This window comes from Colwellia sp. KU-HH00111 (genome assembly GCF_040362745.1).
Classification (GTDB): Bacteria; Pseudomonadota; Gammaproteobacteria; order Enterobacterales; family Alteromonadaceae; genus Colwellia.
Genome location: NZ_BAABWO010000004.1, coordinates 280,690 through 297,343 on the forward strand (window position 1 = coordinate 280,690; position 16,654 = coordinate 297,343).

Sequence of the window (16,654 nt, forward strand, 5' to 3'; positions counted from 1 at the left end):
AGAATTATTAGCCCCAGAGCGAGAATGATATTTTTTCTTGCGCTAATAGGCGCTAATCAATATAGAATTTTTGTGAAAACTTTAAGATTTGTTGTTCACTGCCATCATTGATGGTTAAGGTAAAATGAAAGGTTTCTTCATCGTTATAACTTATTTGCGCTAAATAATAAATGGCATCGCCTTCTTTTACTTCGTCAAAGGTTAAGGTTTTAAATTGGCCTAAATTATTTTTTGCTTGGCCACTAATACTCACCGTTTTAGCTGGGTTCCCTGTTTTGGTATTATCAAGCACTGAGATATTAATTAAGCCATTATACCGACTGCGGGTAATGCCGTATGCTTTGGCAATTTCAGGCGTGAAGAAGGTCGAGCCAATAGCCATGTAATGCACATTCATCGAGCCTAGCTTTTTCATGTTTTCAGCATTTGCATGGTTAATACTGAAAAAACTAAAGGTTACCGCGAGCAATAGTTTAACGATGAATTTACTCATGTTGAACTCCTGATTGATTGAAAAAGTAGCCTGTTTATTATAGAACAGGCTTGAAAAAATATACTGATACCCTAAAAATAATCGAGTTATAACGCCGCCCAATAAGGTAAGGAATTAGACAGTAGAATATTAATAACATTCATCACTAAAAACGCCACAATCATCGACAAATCTAAACCGCCAATACTGGGAATAAAACGTCTAATTGGGTTTAAAAAGGGCTCAGTTAACTGATGGAATACAGCCAAGGTAGGGTTGTAGCCTTGAACGACCCAGCTCATTATTGCCATGATGATCATGATAACAAACAGTAAAAAACCTGCTTGTTTTACTAACACTAATAAGCCGATATAAAAAGCAAGTACGCCTAAGTTTTCTCCTGCTAACGCTGCCAAAGTGAAAAACTTTAATGTAGCAATAATGTAGGCCACAACTATCGTTGCTAAATCTATGCCGCCTAAGCCGGGAATAACACGCCGTAAAGGAATCACCAGTGGGTTACTCACTTTAACTATAAATTGGCTTAAGGGGTTATAAAAATCGGCTTTGACCCACTGTAACCAAACGCGCATGATCAAAATCATTAATAAGGCGTCAAAGGCAAATCTTAATAAATATATTATTGCTTCCATGGTATCTCCTAAGTAACTTAATCTGCGGAATTTAACGACTTTGCGTTAGGGAAAATTAAGTGACTATTTATATCATTATACGTTAGTTTATTTTCGCAATTCGAATACTAGTTTCCAGCAGCCATTTCTTCTGCTCTTGCAATTGCAGCATCCATAGCGGTACTAACCATCTCATCAATTCCGCTGTTTCGCAGTGATTCAAGGGCAGCAAACGTTGTACCGCCTTTTGAGGTAACATTTTCTCTGAGTGTACTAATAGCAGCACTATTATGTTCAACCATTTGTGCTGAACCTAAAGCGGTTTGTTGTACTAGCATTCTACTTTCTTGTGCAGTAAACCCTAGGGTTTGCGCATGTTTCTCCATGGCTTCCATGAACAAGAAATAATAGGCCGGAGCTGAGCCAGCAACTGCGATAATATCATTAATTTTATCTTCAGTGTCTAACCATATTATTTTACCCACCGCAGACATTAGTTTTTCACTTGCTGCCTTTTGCTCTGTTGTTACTTCAACAGAAGCGAAGAGGCCACTCATACCTATACCTAGTTGAGAGGGGGTATTGGGCATCACTCGTACTAAGGCGGCTTGGCATTCAAGTGCTTGTTGAATTTGCACAACGGTTGTTCCGGCGGCAACCGAAATGAAAAGCTTATCGCTAATATCAATAGCTGTAGTGAGTTGCTGACAAACATCGCAAATGAAATGAGGCTTCACCGATAACACAATAATGTCGGCAAAGTTTGCAGCTTCAACGTTGTCACTGGTATGTAGTACGCCAAATTCATTGCTCAGTTGCACTCTTTTTTCTGGTGATGGGTTGGCAACCATTATATTTTTAGCTGCTACTCCTGAATTAACTAAGCCAATAATAATGGCACGCGCCATATTGCCTGCACCAATAAATGCTATTTTTTTCATTAAATTTTACCTTTTATGAACTATTAAGTATTCAGAATAAATTCTAGCGAGTTGATTAGGCTCTTGCACCAAAAATCGCAGTACCGACTCTCACCATAGTTGAGCCATGTTTGATAGCCATAGCTAAATCGTTCGACATCCCCATTGATAGTGTGTCTACCGTTGGATATTGGGCCTGTAACTGGTTAAACAAGTGTTGCATTTTCTTATAACTAGCTTCACCTGCATTCTTTTCTGGAATAGCCATTAAGCCTCGAAGGGTGAGTTTATCACAGTTATCAACAACTTCAGCTAAAGAAAACAGGTCTTCTACCATAATGCCAGATTTAGATGCTTCTTCACTAATATTGACTTGTAAACAAATGTTTAGCGAGGTATCTTGACATTCATTGCTCTGGTTAGCAGTGTTTAAATGTGCATTTAATCGTTGTGCTATTTTGGCTCTGTCAACACTGTGAACCCAATTAAAATGCTGAGCAATTTGTTTGGTTTTATTTGATTGAATAGGACCAATAAAATGCCAACAAAGGTGAGGTAAATGCGACAATGTTGTGATTTTCTCTATGGCTTCTTGCACATAGTTTTCACCAAAGTCACGTTGACCAGCTTGGTAGGCTTGCTCTACAGCAGATGAGGGTTTAGTTTTACTCACCGCAAGTAAAGTAATAGAGTTTGGTCTATTATTTGAAGAGGGCATTTGTGTTTGAATACGAGTCTCAGCCGCCTGTGCAATTTGACGTTTGATTTTTTGGATATTTTCTTTGATTTCATTCATCGTGTTTAACTGAAAACTTTAACCATTATAATTTTAATAGATAATACTTTAACAACTGATATTTTAACAGATAACATCATCGAGGTTTTTTATGGATATTACCGAACTACTTGCCTTTAGTGTGCAACATGAAGCGTCAGATTTACATTTATCAACGGGGACGCCCCCATCAATTCGTGTTGATGGTGATGTTCGTAAGCTTAACATCCCTGCCTTTGATGCTAAAGATGTTAACGCGCTTGTTTATGACATTATGAATGATCGACAACGTAAAGAGTATGAAGAAAACCTTGAGGTGGATTTTTCGTTTGAAGTGCCGAATCTGGCACGCTTTAGGGTAAATGCGTTTAATCAAAATCGTGGTCCAGCTGCAGTATTTCGTACCATCCCCAGTAAAATACTATCTCTTGATGATTTAGGTTGTCCTGACATATTTAGAGAGATCTCAGAAACTCCTCGAGGTTTGGTGCTAGTTACCGGGCCAACAGGCTCGGGTAAGTCAACAACGTTAGCAGCCATGGTTGATTATATTAATGACTCCAAAAACGATCATATTTTGACTATCGAAGATCCCATTGAATTTGTGCACGAAAATAAAATGTGTTTGATCAACCAGCGTGAAGTACATCGAGATACCTTAAGTTTTGAAGCAGCCTTACGTTCAGCTCTCCGTGAAGATCCTGATGTTATTTTGGTGGGGGAAATGCGTGATTTAGAAACTATTCGTCTTGCGATGACCGCAGCAGAAACGGGTCATTTGGTCTTCGGAACTTTGCATACAACCTCAGCACCGAAAACCATTGATCGTATTATTGATGTATTCCCTGGGGAAGAAAAGTCTATGGTGCGCTCGATGTTGTCAGAGTCACTGCGCGCGGTAATTTCTCAAACGTTAATTAAAAAAGTTGGAGGAGGGCGAGTGGCCGCTCATGAAATTATGATCGGTACCCCAGCGATTCGTAATCTGATTCGAGAAGATAAAATTGCCCAGATGTATTCGGCTATTCAAACGGGGATGTCTAATGGTATGCAAACTATGGATCAGTGTTTACAAAACTTAGTCAACCGCGGCATGATAACCAAAGGCGCAGCGATGGAAAAAGCGGTTGATAAAAATCAATTTAGAAGTTTCTAATATATATTTAAGCAATTAACACAGGAATACCTAATGAATTTTCATCAATTATTAGAAAAAATGGTCGCTAAAGACGCTTCTGATATGTTTGTGACTGCTAAGTTGCCGGTTAGTGCAAAAATTAACGGTGAGCTACAACCCATTGATGAGCATGCGCTTACACCAGAGCAATCCTTGGGGTTGGTTCACAATGCGATGAATGAAAAGCAAGTTCGTCAATTTGATGAAGAAAAAGAGTGTAATTTCGCTATTGCCATTGACGGTATTGGTCGTTTTCGTGTCTCAGCATTTTGGCAGCGTGATATGGCGGGCATGGTTGTTCGTCGTATTGTCACCGACATACCTGATACCGATGAACTTGGCTTACCACCTATTCTAAAAGATGTGGTGATGTCAAAACGTGGTTTAGTTTTATTTGTTGGTGGTACGGGCACGGGTAAATCAACCTCGATGGCTTCACTGATTGGCTATCGAAACCGTAACGCACGGGGTCATATTCTTACCATTGAAGATCCGGTTGAGTATGTGCATGAACATGCTAAAAGTATGATCACCCAACGTGAAGTAGGCTTAGATACGGAATCATTTGATGCTGCGCTGAAAAGTTCTCTACGTCAGGCTCCTGATGTTATTTTAATTGGTGAAATTCGCAGCCAAGAGATTATGGAACATGCGCTCAGTTTTGCTGAAACAGGGCATCTATGTATTGCAACTTTGCATGCGAACAACGCTAACCAAGCCATTGACCGTATTATGCACTTAGTGCCGTCTGAGCAGCACGGTAAGTTGTTATTTGATTTGGCATTGAACTTGCGCGGTATTATTGCCCAACAACTGGTTCCAACTCAAGATGGCAATAGTCGGGTAGCAGCCATCGAAATTTTACTTAATTCACCATACATTAGTGAGTTAATTAAAAAAGGCGATGTTGGCAGTATTAAAGAGGTTATGGAAAAGTCGAATGAATTAGGGATGCAAACATTCGATCAGGCCTTATTTAACTTATATGACCGTGGTTTAATTACTTACGCAGATGCGCTGCACCATGCTGATTCTCCTAATGATTTACGGTTGATGATTAAACTACGTAGTAATGACCAAGGTGGTACAGGCGGGTTAGCAGGTGTTACGCTAGATGGCATGGAAGAGACAGATAATTAGTGTTTTTCTAATCGTTTCCTAATTGTTGAACACTGACTATATTGGGATTAGTCAGTGGCTATTCTTTTTTTATATTGCAGGGCGAGTACTTTCAAAATATCTCGCCATGTGATGATGCCTATGGGTTTATCTTGTTTATCAACCACAGGTAAACAAGATATATGATTATCGTGAAAAAGCACTACTGCCTCGCTCAGTGAGTGTGTTGTGGTCGCTGTTACTAAGTTTCTTGCCATAATTTGATGGAGCTTTTTTTGCATCAAAGCAGCATCTCTGTGGGTTTCTTGGCGAGTACTCACGGTGGGACTTAAATGCTTATATAAATCTCTATCGGTGATTATGCCTGCTAATACTCCCTCATCATCAAGCACAAGAAGGTGATGGATATCATTACTGTCAAAAGCCTCTTTGGCTTTGCTTAATGGTGCATCCATCGTTAAGGTGATCAGCGCTGTTTTCATCAAATTTTCAATTTTCATGGTGTCATTCTTTTTTGAGTGAGTGAAAAGCTATCGCCATAGCCAAAATAATATGCTTAGATAGCTCATCGGATCAGCTGGCAGAAAAAATGTTTAAGCTCTGTTAGTAAATTAATCAATCTTATCAAAAATAACAATGATTATTCGTTACGTGGCTAATCACTAGCGCAACATTGAGAGGAATAAATCGTGGCTAAAAACCCATACAGTGCAGCTGAAGACCAACAGCAAATAAATCTAATTGATGAAACTTTGCTACAACAAAAACAAGCGTTTATGAATGCACCCTATTTATCTGCTCAAGCACGTATTGATGATTTGACTCAATTGAAAAACGCTATTCTTTCGCATCAAGCCCCCCTTCTCCAAGCGTTATCCAAAGATTTTGGCTGTCGTAGTGTTGATGACAGTAAAATGGGTGATTTAATGCCAACTGTTATGGGGATAAATTATGCAATTAAGCAGATAAAAAAATGGATGAAGCCCTCCAAACGGCATGTTGGATTGCTTTTTCAGCCGGCTAAAGCTTTTGTAATGTACCAACCTTTAGGTGTCATAGGTATTATTACGCCATGGAACTACCCACTTTTTCTATCGTTGGGGCCACTTACTACCGCACTTGCAGCAGGTAATAGAGCAATGATAAAAATGTCAGAATTTACCCCTGCAACTAACGAAGTTATTAAATCTATGCTCAGTAGCATTTTTACTGATGACAAAGTTGCTGTGATAAATGGTGGGCCTGATGTAGCGGCCCACTTTTCTGCTAAAGCGTTTGATCATCTTATTTTTACTGGCTCTACCCGTGTCGGTAAAATAGTGATGGCAGCAGCGGCTCAAAACTTAACGCCGGTTACGTTGGAATTAGGTGGCAAATCACCAACTATTATTGATAATGACATTGATATTAAAGATGCTGTATTACGTTTTATTTTAGGTAAAACCCTTAATGCGGGGCAAACCTGTGTTGCACCTGATTATATTCTCTGTCCTGCTGGGCGTATAGATGAGTTAGTGCAAGCATTAACTCAACAATTTTTGAAGATGTACCCAAGTGTGGCTGATAATAGCGATTATGGTGCTATTATAAATGAAGCACAATTACAACGCCTGAACCATTGGCTCAACGATGCTAAAAGTAAAGGTGCGGTGTTAACGTCGTTAACTAAGGATAGTGAGCATGACTGTACTAATGCGGGTAAAGTTCCACTCACCTTAGTAACCAATGTTAATGATGATATGCTGTTAATGCAGGAAGAAATTTTTGGGCCGTTATTGCCTATTGTTAGTTATAACCAACTTGATGATGCTATTGCCTATGTTAATGATAGGCCGCGACCGTTAGCACTGTATTTATGTAGTCACGATGAGCATTCACAGCAACGTATTCTAGAGCAAACTCATGCTGGGGGTGTTTGTATCAATGATGCAGCAATGCATGTGGTTCAAGATGATATGCCTTTTGGTGGAATAGGTCCTTCGGGTATGGGGCATTATCATGGACATGAAGGCTTTTTAACCTTTTCAAAAGCAAAGTCAGTGTTTAAAAAAGGTAAAGTGAATACTGCGGCGAATGCTTTTCCTCCTTATGGGAAGCTGATACATAAGCTAATTTATCGATTCTTTTTAAAGTAATAAAATCGGTATCACACACTCCGCTGTAAGTTTCAGCGGGGGTTGCGGTTAGAACTTATTAATAATTGTTGCGGAAATTTCTGCCTGGCACAATGGCTGTTAAGCCTGTTTAGGTTAGGCACAAGGCATCCTCTTTAACCTCTTCAACGGATGTTGCCTGAATGCCCGCTTTTGACTCCTCTGTGCGTTTTTCCTTTTGCTCTGTTGGGTTTGGCATATACTCTAACGGAAACCCTTGTAATAACGTTCTAATTTTAATGACATCTTCATCACGCATGGCATCAGTTAGTTGCGTGATCATTTTTGCTACATCGGGCCAAGGTAGGGCAAATTCATTTGCTTTTAAAATGCGCTTATGGAAAGTTTTTTTCGGCTGATTACCAATCAATAATTCTTCATAAAGCTTTTCACCAGGTCTTAAACCTGTGTATTCTATAGCAATATCACCCTCAGGATTGTCGTCGCATTTGATGGTTAACCCCATTAAATGGGTCATCTTATAGGCTAAATCAGTTATTTTTACCGGTTTTCCCATATCTAGCACGAAGACATCGCCACCAGTGCCCATAGCGCCTGCTTGTAGGACTAACTGCGCTGCTTCTGGAATTGTCATGAAATAACGAATAATGTCAGGATGGGTGATAGTGATAGGGCCGCCTTTTTTGATTTGTTTTTTAAATAAGGGCACCACAGAGCCAGACGAGCCCAATACATTACCAAAACGCACCATAATAAAACGGGTATCGTGATCTTTCTTTGCTAAGCCTTGTAGTACTAATTCAGCGAGACGTTTGGTAGCACCCATGACATTAGTTGGCCTAACCGCTTTATCGGTAGAAATAAGCACAAAAGTCTCTACTTCACAATAGATTGCCGCTTGTGCGATTTCATACGTACCTAAAACGTTATTGGTTATGCCAGCAATGACGTTGTGCTCAACCATAGGCACATGTTTATAGGCAGCCGCATGATAAATAGTTTGAACATTGTGAGTATTAAAAATATGGGTCATCAACATACCATTTTGTACATTGCCGATTAATGGTTCAATGGTGAGTTCACTCTTATTTTCTTGTAACAGCTCGGTTAATTCTTGGTTGATTTCATAAAGAAAAGCTTCAGATACATCTAACAGTACTAACTTTCGGGGTTTATGTTGCACAATTTGTCGACAGAGCTCTTTACCTATAGAGCCACCAGCACCAGAGACCATCACTATTTTGTTAGTAATATTTGCCGAGAGTAATTCAGGGATTGGTTTAACGGCTTTTCTTCCCAATAACTCGTCAACAGAAACTTCGCGAAGTTCATCAATAGTACGCTTACCTGAAACAATATCAGACATGCTGGGGATGATTAATAATTCCAACGCATAGGGCTCAAGAGAAGCAACAATTTGTTTTAATCGAATAGGGTCAACTTTAGGTACGGCAATTAACACTTTGAATTGGCCATATTTTTTGACAAGTTGATTTATTTTTAAATAAGGAAATACTTTTAAACCTAATACGTTGCGGCCGATATAACGCTCTTTTTCATCTATAAAGGCAAGCGGTTGATATTTGTTTCCTAAAGAAAGTGCGTGTACAAGTTGGCGACCAGCATTGCTTGCCCCATAAATAACCACGCCTTCGCGCTCATTAAACCAATGTTTATCCATGATAAAACCAATAAGAGCTCTAGCTCCAGCGATAAACACGCTGGTAATCACTAAAAAGATAATAGGTACTGAACGAGGTATAAAGGCATCAAACAATAGGCCTGAGAGATAAAAGATAATGGTAGTAACAATAAGTAAGCTTTGTATCCGCAGGAATGATTTAGCATTAAAATATCGAACAACAGAGTTATATATATCTGTTATATAAAAAAGGAGAAAAGTAGAGAGGGTAACTGTCAAGAATACGGCAACTTCGCGCCATGAGATATCAATACCTTCAATGCCAACGCGGATAAAATAAGCAAGAAAAAAAGCGCAACAAATAGAGAGAAAGTCAAAAGTCAATACTACAAATAACTTTATCGAACTAGGAATTAAATCTATGCGTCTAATCATATTTGCCACACCTCAATTAGTATTACACTAACTTATTGTAAAATATATTTAATATACTGGTCTCCTTACCTATTTTACGGTTATTATTATATGTTTTTGGATTGTATTAATTGATCTATGCGGCCAAATACTCTGTTAATCACTTGGCAGCTCTTATTCATTTCATCTGTTGTTAATGTTGGATGCACTAAAAACATTAAACTATTGTTGCCAAGCAGTTTCGCATTAACTAAAGGAAGTTTTGGCGCTAAATTTGTCTGTTTGAAGGCTTTTTCTTTATAAACTTCAGAGCAACTACCAGAAAAACATGGTACACCTGCTTGTTCTATTTCTGTAATAATAGAATCACGAGTATAGCCTACCGGCAATAACTCTAGCACAACGTGAATATAACACTTGTAAAATGCATGTTCAATATGCTCTGGAATTTCAGGCACTATTAGCCAAGTATATTGTTGACAAACCTGGCGAATTTTATCTGCATTATTTTTGCGTGCTTGATGCCATTGTGGCATGCGAGTCAATTGGATACGACCTATAGCTGATTGCATTTCTGTTATGCGCCAATTTGTGCCGAAGCTTTCATGCAACCATTGATAGCCTTGTGGATGTTTTGTTTCATATACGGCAGCATAGGATTTTCCGTGATCCTTATATGCCCATGCCTTGCGCCAAAGTGTCTCATCATTGGTTGTGAGCATTCCGCCTTCACCCCCAGTGGTCATAATTTTATCTTGGCAGAAAGACCAGCAACCTATGTGACCTATCGAGCCCACTGGGCGGCCTTTATACTGAGTTCCATGCGCTTGGGCACAATCTTCTATCACAACTATATTGTGTTGTTGTGCTAAGCTCATTATATCGTCCATTTCGCAAGGCCAACCTGCTAAATGGACGCACATAATGGCTTTAGTTTTTTTACTCAGCACGGCTTTGATAGTTCGCGCACTGATATTCTGGCTGTTAAGCTCAACATCAGCAAAAATTGGGATAGCTCCAGCATTAATAATACTGCTCACTGAAGCGATAAAAGTACGTGAGGTAACGATAACCTCATCCCCTTTGCTAATGTCTAATACTTGCAGAGCTAAATCTAATGCTAGTGTGCCATTGGCTACCGCAACGGCATATTGGCTGTGACAAAATTGAGCAAATTCTTGTTCAAATAATCTGCCTTCTTGGCCAGTCCAGTAGTTTACTTTATTTGAGCGTAATACTTCGCTAACAGCCGTTATTTCTTGTTCTGTAAAGCAAGGCCATGGAGAAAAAGGAGTATTGAGCATGTGAATTCCTGTTAAATATTTTTTAAAGCGCGTATTCGTTTTGCTGGTACGCCTAGGTAAAGAGAATTTTCTTGAGTAGAGTGAATCACAGCTGCTCCTGCGCCTACTTGACAGTTTGGTGCAATGACTATGCATTCTATCACAGTACTAGCAATACCTAGCCATGAGTGTTTGCCTATCGTGACTCCGCCCGCAACATTAACACCAGGAGAAATGTGCACGTAAGACTCAAGCTTACAATCATGATCAACGGTAGCACCTGTATTGATGATACAACCATCGCCTATAGTGCATCCTACGCTAACGACGGCATTAGCACACACTATAGTGCCTTTTTTCAATTCGGCGTTAGGACTAATAACTGCTGAGGGATGAACTAGTGTCGCAATGTTTGCGCCCGCATGCACAAGCTGTTTGAGTATTTTTCCTCGAATTTGGTTGTTCCCTATAGCGACTATAAACGTTGAATTTTCTAGATGGGCTGCCACATCTGACATTGAGCCTATGATTGGCCATTCACAGTCATGTTTTGAGTTGGGGAAGCATTCGTCTAAAAAAACGATCTCCTGATAGTGCTTAAGTTGTTGAGCGCAATCGGCTACCACGCGGCCGTGACCTCCTGCACCTATAATTACCAGCTTCATGATTTGGTATTTCCCATAAACTTAGTCATAGTTGCTTCACCTTCGGCACTAATATCACTCTGAGAGAATACTTTTTTGACAGTCAACAGCATAATTTTCAGATCTAACCAAAATGATTGATTATTGACATACCAAACGTCCAATTCAAATTTTTGTTGCCAACTGATCGCATTGCGCCCATTGACTTGTGCCCAGCCAGTGATCCCTGGACGAACAGTATGGCGCTTTGCTTGTTCATTATTATATAAAGGTAAATATTCAACCAATAATGGGCGAGGGCCCACCAAACTCATGTCACCCATTAATACATTCCATAAACCTGGCAGCTCGTCTAGGCTTGATGAGCGTAGCTTTTTGCCAAAAGAGGTTAGTCGTTGTTGATCGCTGAGCAGGTTGCCTTGGTTATCGGTAGAGTCTTTCATGCTTCTGAATTTGATTATCTCAAACACTTTAGAATCGAGCCCAGGTCTTTTTTGCTTGAAAAAGATCGGTGTACCCAACTTCTTGGCGATCTTATAGCAAAGAAACAGCATGATAGGTGAAAATACAACAATCAACGAAGCTGAGACAATAATATCGAAAGTGCGTTTTAGCAAAATTAATTCCTTTAGAAAAACTGTTTTATAAATTATGCAACTTATAAAAGCTAACAAACTCAGAGACAATTAAATTTTCAGAAAACAACTTATGTACTCGTTTGGTCGAGTTTATTGCATAAGTATGCAAGAGTTCCCTGTCTGAATACAATTGAAGCATTTTATTTTCAAGATCTTGTACATCCGCTACTTTATGGAGCAGGCCAGTTTTATTATGTGATATAGCATCAGATAAGCCATAAATATCTGAACCTAATGAAGGAAGTCCACAGGCCGCGGCTTCAATAATGACATTTCCAAACCCCTCTCGGTGGCTAGGTAGACATAAGACATCTGCCATTGAAAAATAAGCGGGAATATCATCGCTAAAACCGCAAAAAATCACTTTGTTATTATTTTCAATTTTGGATAACAGTTGCTCTTCATCATGACCTACTATAACTAACCTACAGTCATTGGTTTTTGATATGTTGTCAAAGGCAGTAAACAGTTCAGGTATGCCTTTATCAATTTTTAAACGGCCTGCGTACAAAAATATAAAGACATCATCATTAAGCCCTAAAGACTCTCTAAGTTGACTTCGACTATGCTGGCTAAATTTAAATTTATCTAGGTTGACTCCTGAAATCGAACCATGCCCCAAAACGGAGCTCTTTTTTTCAGAGGTAACCTTATTAACTAATAAGAAGTTTCTCTGTGAAATACTATCAACAAAGTGGTGAGTGGATAAATGAGCTATAATACAATCCATCTTCTTCAAAAAGTAGCGCTTTAAGCCAGTTTTTGTTGCCCAAACTTGACCTGTAAAAGTATGGTATCTATTTTTAGTTCTACAAATAAATGCTGCTATTTGAGCAAGCAACCCAGCTTTTGGAGTAAAAGAGTGCACTAGGTCAAAACTTTCTGTATAAATTAGCTTAATTAATTGTATCAATGCTAACAAATCACTAAAAACAGTAGGATTTCTGTTTATCTTGACTTGATGCACAATCACCCCTTTTGGAATGACACTATAATCTAACTCATCCTCAAAATTAGCAATTAAATGCATTTGATGATTTTTTTTTAACTCATTCACAAAAGGCATAAGAAAAGCCTTAATGGTTACGGGAGATGCTGCTATAAAAGCAATTTTACTCATGATAGTCCCACATACTTTTTAGGAGGGAAGTTGTTAGCTTCCTGAATTTAGCATTTTTTATATTAAGCTGAAATCATTACTTAAATGAAAGGCATAATTTCTTAATAGTACGTATTGATAGTTTTAAATAATTTATGGCGTATATCGAGATTAAAGTCGTTATTGAAATATGTTTTTTGTTAAACAATATTTGGTAAGCATCTAGTAAACCACAATGCATTTTCCATAAGTTACTCGTTAAGCCCCCTGCATCAAAGTCATTTTTATACGAATAAGCTAGTGGTTTATTTAAAAAATAAGTCTGTGAATATTTTGCTATAATTAACATCCATAGCAGGTAATCTTCAGCATAACGTTTACCGTTAACAAAACGTAGTTCAATAGTTCTTTTTAGCATGACACTGCGGGTCGGGATGATATTGGAATAAATCATTGTTGAAAAGTTTATTTGATTAAATACATTATTTAATTCGCCATCAATATTGCGGTCTTCATATATTTCACTGGTATGTGCTGTCATCACGGCCGATTTGTTCTCTGACATCCATAGGTATTGAATTTCTATTTTATTAGGATGCCAACTGTCATCTGAATCTAAAAAGGCAATATAGTCTTGACTAGCATGTTCCCACCCCTTATTACGAGCAGACCCTGGCCCAGCATTTCGCTTTAAACTGAAAATCTGTAACCAACCTTTAGGGTAGTTATTCCTTAATGAATAAAGGAAATCTAAGGTCGCATCTTGACTGCAATCATCAACTAATATCACTTCCATTGGGACGAGCGTTTGATTGTGTATCGAGTCAATTGCTCTAACGATGGTATCTTGACATTGATAGCAGGGTATTATGACACTTACAGGTGCATACATAAGCTTTTCCTAGGGTCTAGAGTGTTGGTTTTAGGCATCATACTTTCCTTTTTTTCCACAGATAGCATCTATAAATCCTCTACCAATGTGCTTTATTTTTTGGTATTTGTTATTTTCAAAAGCAAGAATTAAAAACAAGGTATTAAAAAATGACAATAAATCCCATGTTAGGTAATACGGATATTTTTTGTAATATTTTTTCCAAATCATAAGGCGGTTTCTTGCAACATAATAATGCCGTAATGGGCTGTGAAAGGTGGGGAAAAATCGTCTACCAAGAAACATTTTAATTTGTTGATTACCATATTGCTGAACCAAAGAGGCATGGTGATCTATAACAATAAAATAACCTAAGCTGTTTACTCTTAGTCCATACTCATTGTCAACACCTTCAATAAAGTAATCCTCTTCAAATTTACCTATTTTCTGCCATATCGCCAAATCAATTAAGCTACCAGAAGTGATATTAAATAACACTTTTAAAGGCGCGTTATCAACTAAGGCTTTTTTATAAAAAAGGCCGTTTGAAGGGACCATGTAGCGAGAAGGAATATTGCCTAAGCTGTTATCACTGTCTTTAGCTAATATCTTTGGACTTACTACGGCGCAAGCATCCAGCTTAGACATAGTTTGAAGTAAGCTGTCAACCATTCCACCTGTAACTAAGCTGTCTTGGTCGAGCAATAGTGCATAGGCGGCTTGATGATCGTACAAATACTGACAACCAATATTCAAGGCTTTAGCAATGCCGAGGTTGGCGTTGTTTTCAATTAATATTACATTGCTATATTTAGAAGCACATTGTTTTATTTTCTGTAAACAAGGTGAAGTGGAGCCATTATCAACAATAATAATGACATTTAGTTGAGCCGCTGAAGCCGCAAGGTTGAGTTCAAAATCATTATCAGGGTTATAAGTTATAATTACTGCGCCGTTTTTTGCCAACGACCGAGGGGCTGATTTACTCATGGACTACAACCTTATCATTTCCGATAAATATCAACGTTAATATTATTAAGCCGATACCGAGCGGATTATTAACATAGGGGTTAGTTAACGACATTATAGCGACGGTTGATGCGGCTATTGTTATATCTATGTTAACTTTTCTTCTAATAAATATATAAGTAAACATGATTAAATATAAAGATAAACCAACTAAGCCTTGCTCGACAAAAATATCGATAAATGAATTTTCTTGATGAAACTTTTTAGTGGGTAATTCGGTACCAAAACCATTGCCTAGTATAACATTCTCATTGATAACTTCGGTAGACTCTTCAATAGTTTTAATGCGAGTATTGGTACCAGTATCATTACTTAGGTCAGTGAAACGAGAAAAATCAAATAAAGAAAACAGGATAGAAGTAATGATGACACAGAGCACTATAGATGACATTTTAGTCATTAGTGTTGTTTTCTTGGTGAATATCAATAATAAAAAACCGATTGCCAATGATAAGATTAAACCTTTTGTCATCGAAATCACTAATGCAAAGATAGATAAAGATAATGCAAAAATTTCATAGAGTGATAATTTTTTATAGGCAACCAGTTTGCCAAATAATAAAATAGCAGCGACAAGTGAATAAACTAAGCCCGGATAAAATACAAAACCATTAGCTCTAAACCAAAAAACATCTTTACCTATGGTTTGTTCAATTACAGCTCTGAAGATATAGAGGTCACCGTTAAAAGCAATATTTAGTATTAAGAAGGTGATAATTACCGCGATAGACATTATAACCGTTGAGTGAACTAATATTCTTAATACGTAAGCGTAGGTAATATTATATTTCAAAAAGTAGGCATGGAGAGGGAAGTACAACAGAAAATAAAGCATAGGGGTAACATCTTTGATTATTATGCTTGCTTTATGTGCATTTATTAAGCCCAAAATGGCAGATAACAGTACACCTAGCAAAATAAATACAATATTTAGACTAATGAAATTGACTGTGAACCTTATATTACGGGTTATTAAATCAAACAAAAATATCAGCAAAATAACGGCAAAAATGATTTGACGAAAAGGGATGTTGAAAAATTTAAATACTTGACCCGAGCCACCAATAAAAAGCTCGAATAAGAAGAAAGTGATAAGAATAGGGACAAGTTTAATATTTGTATTGATTGCGGCCAATTTTAGACTCCAAAATATTTAATTGTTCAACTATTTGGTTTAATTCGCCTTCTGGAAATTTATTATGCTTTAATATGTTGTTAATTATTTTGCTAAAAGAGGTCGCGTCATCCCAAACTAAACCTGTAGCAGAATAATCTCCGCCAAGAGATTGTAAAATTTTCTTCGTTTCAAAACGCAGATCACAATAGGTTTGAGAGTGATGACAAACTGCGTATTCAAAATCGATAATTGTGATTTGGGCCGTGTCATTAACTAAAATATTGTTAGGGGTGATATCACAATGAACTACACCCATGCGATTAAAGTCATCTAAAATTAAAATAAACTGTTTTAGTAAAGATAAGCACAAGTTAAATGATATCTTGTCTAATAACTGTGCAAGAGGTGTTGCTTTTATTTGCTCAGCAATTACAAAATAACCATGAGGTGAGCTACCGTCTTGCATAATGCACAGCAGGGGAGATCGACAATCCATGATATTAATGTGTTGTAAAATTCTAGCTTCTCTTTGGTTTTTATTATTGTCGCGATAGAGTTTAACAAATACGGGTTTGTGTTGAAGGCTACCGGTAAAAAACATGACATGCGTAGTCCACAAATCAACTCTTGTTACTTTTAGCTTACTCACCTTTAATTTCAACATATCTTTCTTGAAAGAGGGAAATAGCCTTAAGTACCAATAGCCTC

The 16,654-nt window shown here is 37.9% G+C and carries 17 protein-coding genes; 3 read left to right on the forward strand and 14 right to left on the reverse strand.

Translation table 11 applies throughout. The features are described from left to right. Positions 1–52 precede the first annotated feature (52 nt). The 4 genes from ABXG98_RS09940 to ABXG98_RS09955 all read right to left on the reverse strand — a co-directional run bounded on the left by ABXG98_RS09940 (position 53) and on the right by ABXG98_RS09955 (position 2,820). Entirely contained in the window at positions 53–493 is a 441-nt protein-coding gene (locus ABXG98_RS09940) for a DUF4426 domain-containing protein (protein ID WP_353538516.1), read from the reverse strand. 86 nt (positions 494–579) lie between these two features. Further along, on the reverse strand, positions 580–1,125 hold the full coding sequence (locus tag ABXG98_RS09945) for a YggT family protein (RefSeq protein ID WP_353538517.1): 546 nt from the start codon (positions 1,123–1,125) through the stop codon (positions 580–582). A gap of 107 nt (positions 1,126–1,232) precedes the next feature. After that, entirely contained in the window at positions 1,233–2,045 is an 813-nt protein-coding gene (proC, locus tag ABXG98_RS09950) for a pyrroline-5-carboxylate reductase (protein WP_353538518.1), read from the reverse strand. A gap of 55 nt (positions 2,046–2,100) precedes the next feature. Continuing rightward, entirely contained in the window at positions 2,101–2,820 is a 720-nt protein-coding gene (locus tag ABXG98_RS09955) for a YggS family pyridoxal phosphate-dependent enzyme (protein ID WP_353538519.1), read from the reverse strand. Between the two features lie 91 nt (positions 2,821–2,911). Between ABXG98_RS09955 and ABXG98_RS09960 the strand changes: the two genes are divergently transcribed. Together ABXG98_RS09960 and ABXG98_RS09965 are read left to right on the forward strand one after the other, a co-directional pair. Then, positions 2,912–3,955 carry a type IV pilus twitching motility protein PilT gene (locus ABXG98_RS09960; protein WP_353538520.1) on the forward strand — a complete coding sequence of 348 codons (1,044 nt, stop codon included), beginning with the start codon at positions 2,912–2,914 and terminating at the stop codon, positions 3,953–3,955. 33 nt (positions 3,956–3,988) lie between these two features. Then, entirely contained in the window at positions 3,989–5,116 is a 1,128-nt protein-coding gene (locus ABXG98_RS09965; RefSeq protein WP_353538521.1) for a PilT/PilU family type 4a pilus ATPase, read from the forward strand. 47 nt (positions 5,117–5,163) lie between these two features. Here ABXG98_RS09965 and ABXG98_RS09970 read toward each other — a convergent pair whose 3' ends face one another. Next, the gene (locus ABXG98_RS09970) at positions 5,164–5,595 is read right to left on the reverse strand and encodes a CBS domain-containing protein (RefSeq protein WP_353538522.1); all 432 of its coding nucleotides are present in this window, start codon (positions 5,593–5,595) and stop codon (positions 5,164–5,166) included. A gap of 189 nt (positions 5,596–5,784) precedes the next feature. Between ABXG98_RS09970 and ABXG98_RS09975 the strand changes: the two genes are divergently transcribed. Then, complete coding sequence (locus ABXG98_RS09975) at positions 5,785–7,230, forward strand: coniferyl aldehyde dehydrogenase (RefSeq protein WP_353538523.1); 1,446 nt, start codon at positions 5,785–5,787, stop codon at positions 7,228–7,230. 109 nt (positions 7,231–7,339) lie between these two features. Here ABXG98_RS09975 and ABXG98_RS09980 read toward each other — a convergent pair whose 3' ends face one another. From ABXG98_RS09980 to ABXG98_RS10020, 9 genes are all read right to left on the reverse strand, one after another. Further along, complete coding sequence (locus ABXG98_RS09980) at positions 7,340–9,286, reverse strand: polysaccharide biosynthesis protein (RefSeq protein WP_353538524.1); 1,947 nt, start codon at positions 9,284–9,286, stop codon at positions 7,340–7,342. An 86-nt stretch (positions 9,287–9,372) separates the two neighbouring features. Beyond that, the gene (locus tag ABXG98_RS09985) at positions 9,373–10,569 is read right to left on the reverse strand and encodes a DegT/DnrJ/EryC1/StrS family aminotransferase (protein ID WP_353538525.1); all 1,197 of its coding nucleotides are present in this window, start codon (positions 10,567–10,569) and stop codon (positions 9,373–9,375) included. Positions 10,570–10,580: 11 nt separating this feature from the next. After that, positions 10,581–11,213 carry an acetyltransferase gene (locus ABXG98_RS09990; RefSeq protein WP_353538526.1) on the reverse strand — a complete coding sequence of 211 codons (633 nt, stop codon included), beginning with the start codon at positions 11,211–11,213 and terminating at the stop codon, positions 10,581–10,583. Continuing rightward, a complete protein-coding gene (locus ABXG98_RS09995; protein WP_353538527.1) occupies positions 11,210–11,809 on the reverse strand; it encodes a sugar transferase in 600 nt (199 codons plus the stop codon). Before ABXG98_RS09995 ends, ABXG98_RS09990 begins: the two co-directional genes overlap by 4 nt. Before the next feature lie 25 nt (positions 11,810–11,834). Beyond that, entirely contained in the window at positions 11,835–12,950 is a 1,116-nt protein-coding gene (locus ABXG98_RS10000; RefSeq protein WP_353538528.1) for a glycosyltransferase family 4 protein, read from the reverse strand. A 76-nt stretch (positions 12,951–13,026) separates the two neighbouring features. Further along, a complete protein-coding gene (locus tag ABXG98_RS10005) occupies positions 13,027–13,821 on the reverse strand; it encodes a glycosyltransferase family 2 protein (RefSeq protein ID WP_353538529.1) in 795 nt (264 codons plus the stop codon). Positions 13,822–13,851: 30 nt separating this feature from the next. After that, on the reverse strand, positions 13,852–14,790 hold the full coding sequence (locus ABXG98_RS10010) for a glycosyltransferase family 2 protein (protein WP_353538530.1): 939 nt from the start codon (positions 14,788–14,790) through the stop codon (positions 13,852–13,854). After that, on the reverse strand, positions 14,783–15,964 hold the full coding sequence (locus ABXG98_RS10015; RefSeq protein WP_353538531.1) for an O-antigen ligase family protein: 1,182 nt from the start codon (positions 15,962–15,964) through the stop codon (positions 14,783–14,785). Before ABXG98_RS10015 ends, ABXG98_RS10010 begins: the two co-directional genes overlap by 8 nt. Continuing rightward, complete coding sequence (locus ABXG98_RS10020) at positions 15,939–16,610, reverse strand: protein kinase domain-containing protein (protein ID WP_353538532.1); 672 nt, start codon at positions 16,608–16,610, stop codon at positions 15,939–15,941. Before ABXG98_RS10020 ends, ABXG98_RS10015 begins: the two co-directional genes overlap by 26 nt. Between the last annotated feature and the right edge of the window lie 44 nt (positions 16,611–16,654).

Coding starts and splice junctions, on each gene's coding strand:
- ABXG98_RS09940 (WP_353538516.1), bottom strand. CDS start 493: ATGAGTAAATTCATCGTTAAACTATTGCTCGCGGTAACCTTTAGTTTT.
- ABXG98_RS09945 (WP_353538517.1), bottom strand. CDS start 1,125: ATGGAAGCAATAATATATTTATTAAGATTTGCCTTTGACGCCTTATTA.
- proC (WP_353538518.1), bottom strand. CDS start 2,045: ATGAAAAAAATAGCATTTATTGGTGCAGGCAATATGGCGCGTGCCATT.
- ABXG98_RS09955 (WP_353538519.1), bottom strand. CDS start 2,820: ATGAATGAAATCAAAGAAAATATCCAAAAAATCAAACGTCAAATTGCA.
- ABXG98_RS09960 (WP_353538520.1), top strand. CDS start 2,912: ATGGATATTACCGAACTACTTGCCTTTAGTGTGCAACATGAAGCGTCA.
- ABXG98_RS09965 (WP_353538521.1), top strand. CDS start 3,989: ATGAATTTTCATCAATTATTAGAAAAAATGGTCGCTAAAGACGCTTCT.
- ABXG98_RS09970 (WP_353538522.1), bottom strand. CDS start 5,595: ATGAAAATTGAAAATTTGATGAAAACAGCGCTGATCACCTTAACGATG.
- ABXG98_RS09980 (WP_353538524.1), bottom strand. CDS start 9,286: ATGATTAGACGCATAGATTTAATTCCTAGTTCGATAAAGTTATTTGTA.
- ABXG98_RS09985 (WP_353538525.1), bottom strand. CDS start 10,569: ATGCTCAATACTCCTTTTTCTCCATGGCCTTGCTTTACAGAACAAGAA.
- ABXG98_RS09990 (WP_353538526.1), bottom strand. CDS start 11,213: ATGAAGCTGGTAATTATAGGTGCAGGAGGTCACGGCCGCGTGGTAGCC.
- ABXG98_RS10000 (WP_353538528.1), bottom strand. CDS start 12,950: ATGAGTAAAATTGCTTTTATAGCAGCATCTCCCGTAACCATTAAGGCT.
- ABXG98_RS10005 (WP_353538529.1), bottom strand. CDS start 13,821: ATGTATGCACCTGTAAGTGTCATAATACCCTGCTATCAATGTCAAGAT.
- ABXG98_RS10010 (WP_353538530.1), bottom strand. CDS start 14,790: ATGAGTAAATCAGCCCCTCGGTCGTTGGCAAAAAACGGCGCAGTAATT.
- ABXG98_RS10020 (WP_353538532.1), bottom strand. CDS start 16,610: ATGTTGAAATTAAAGGTGAGTAAGCTAAAAGTAACAAGAGTTGATTTG.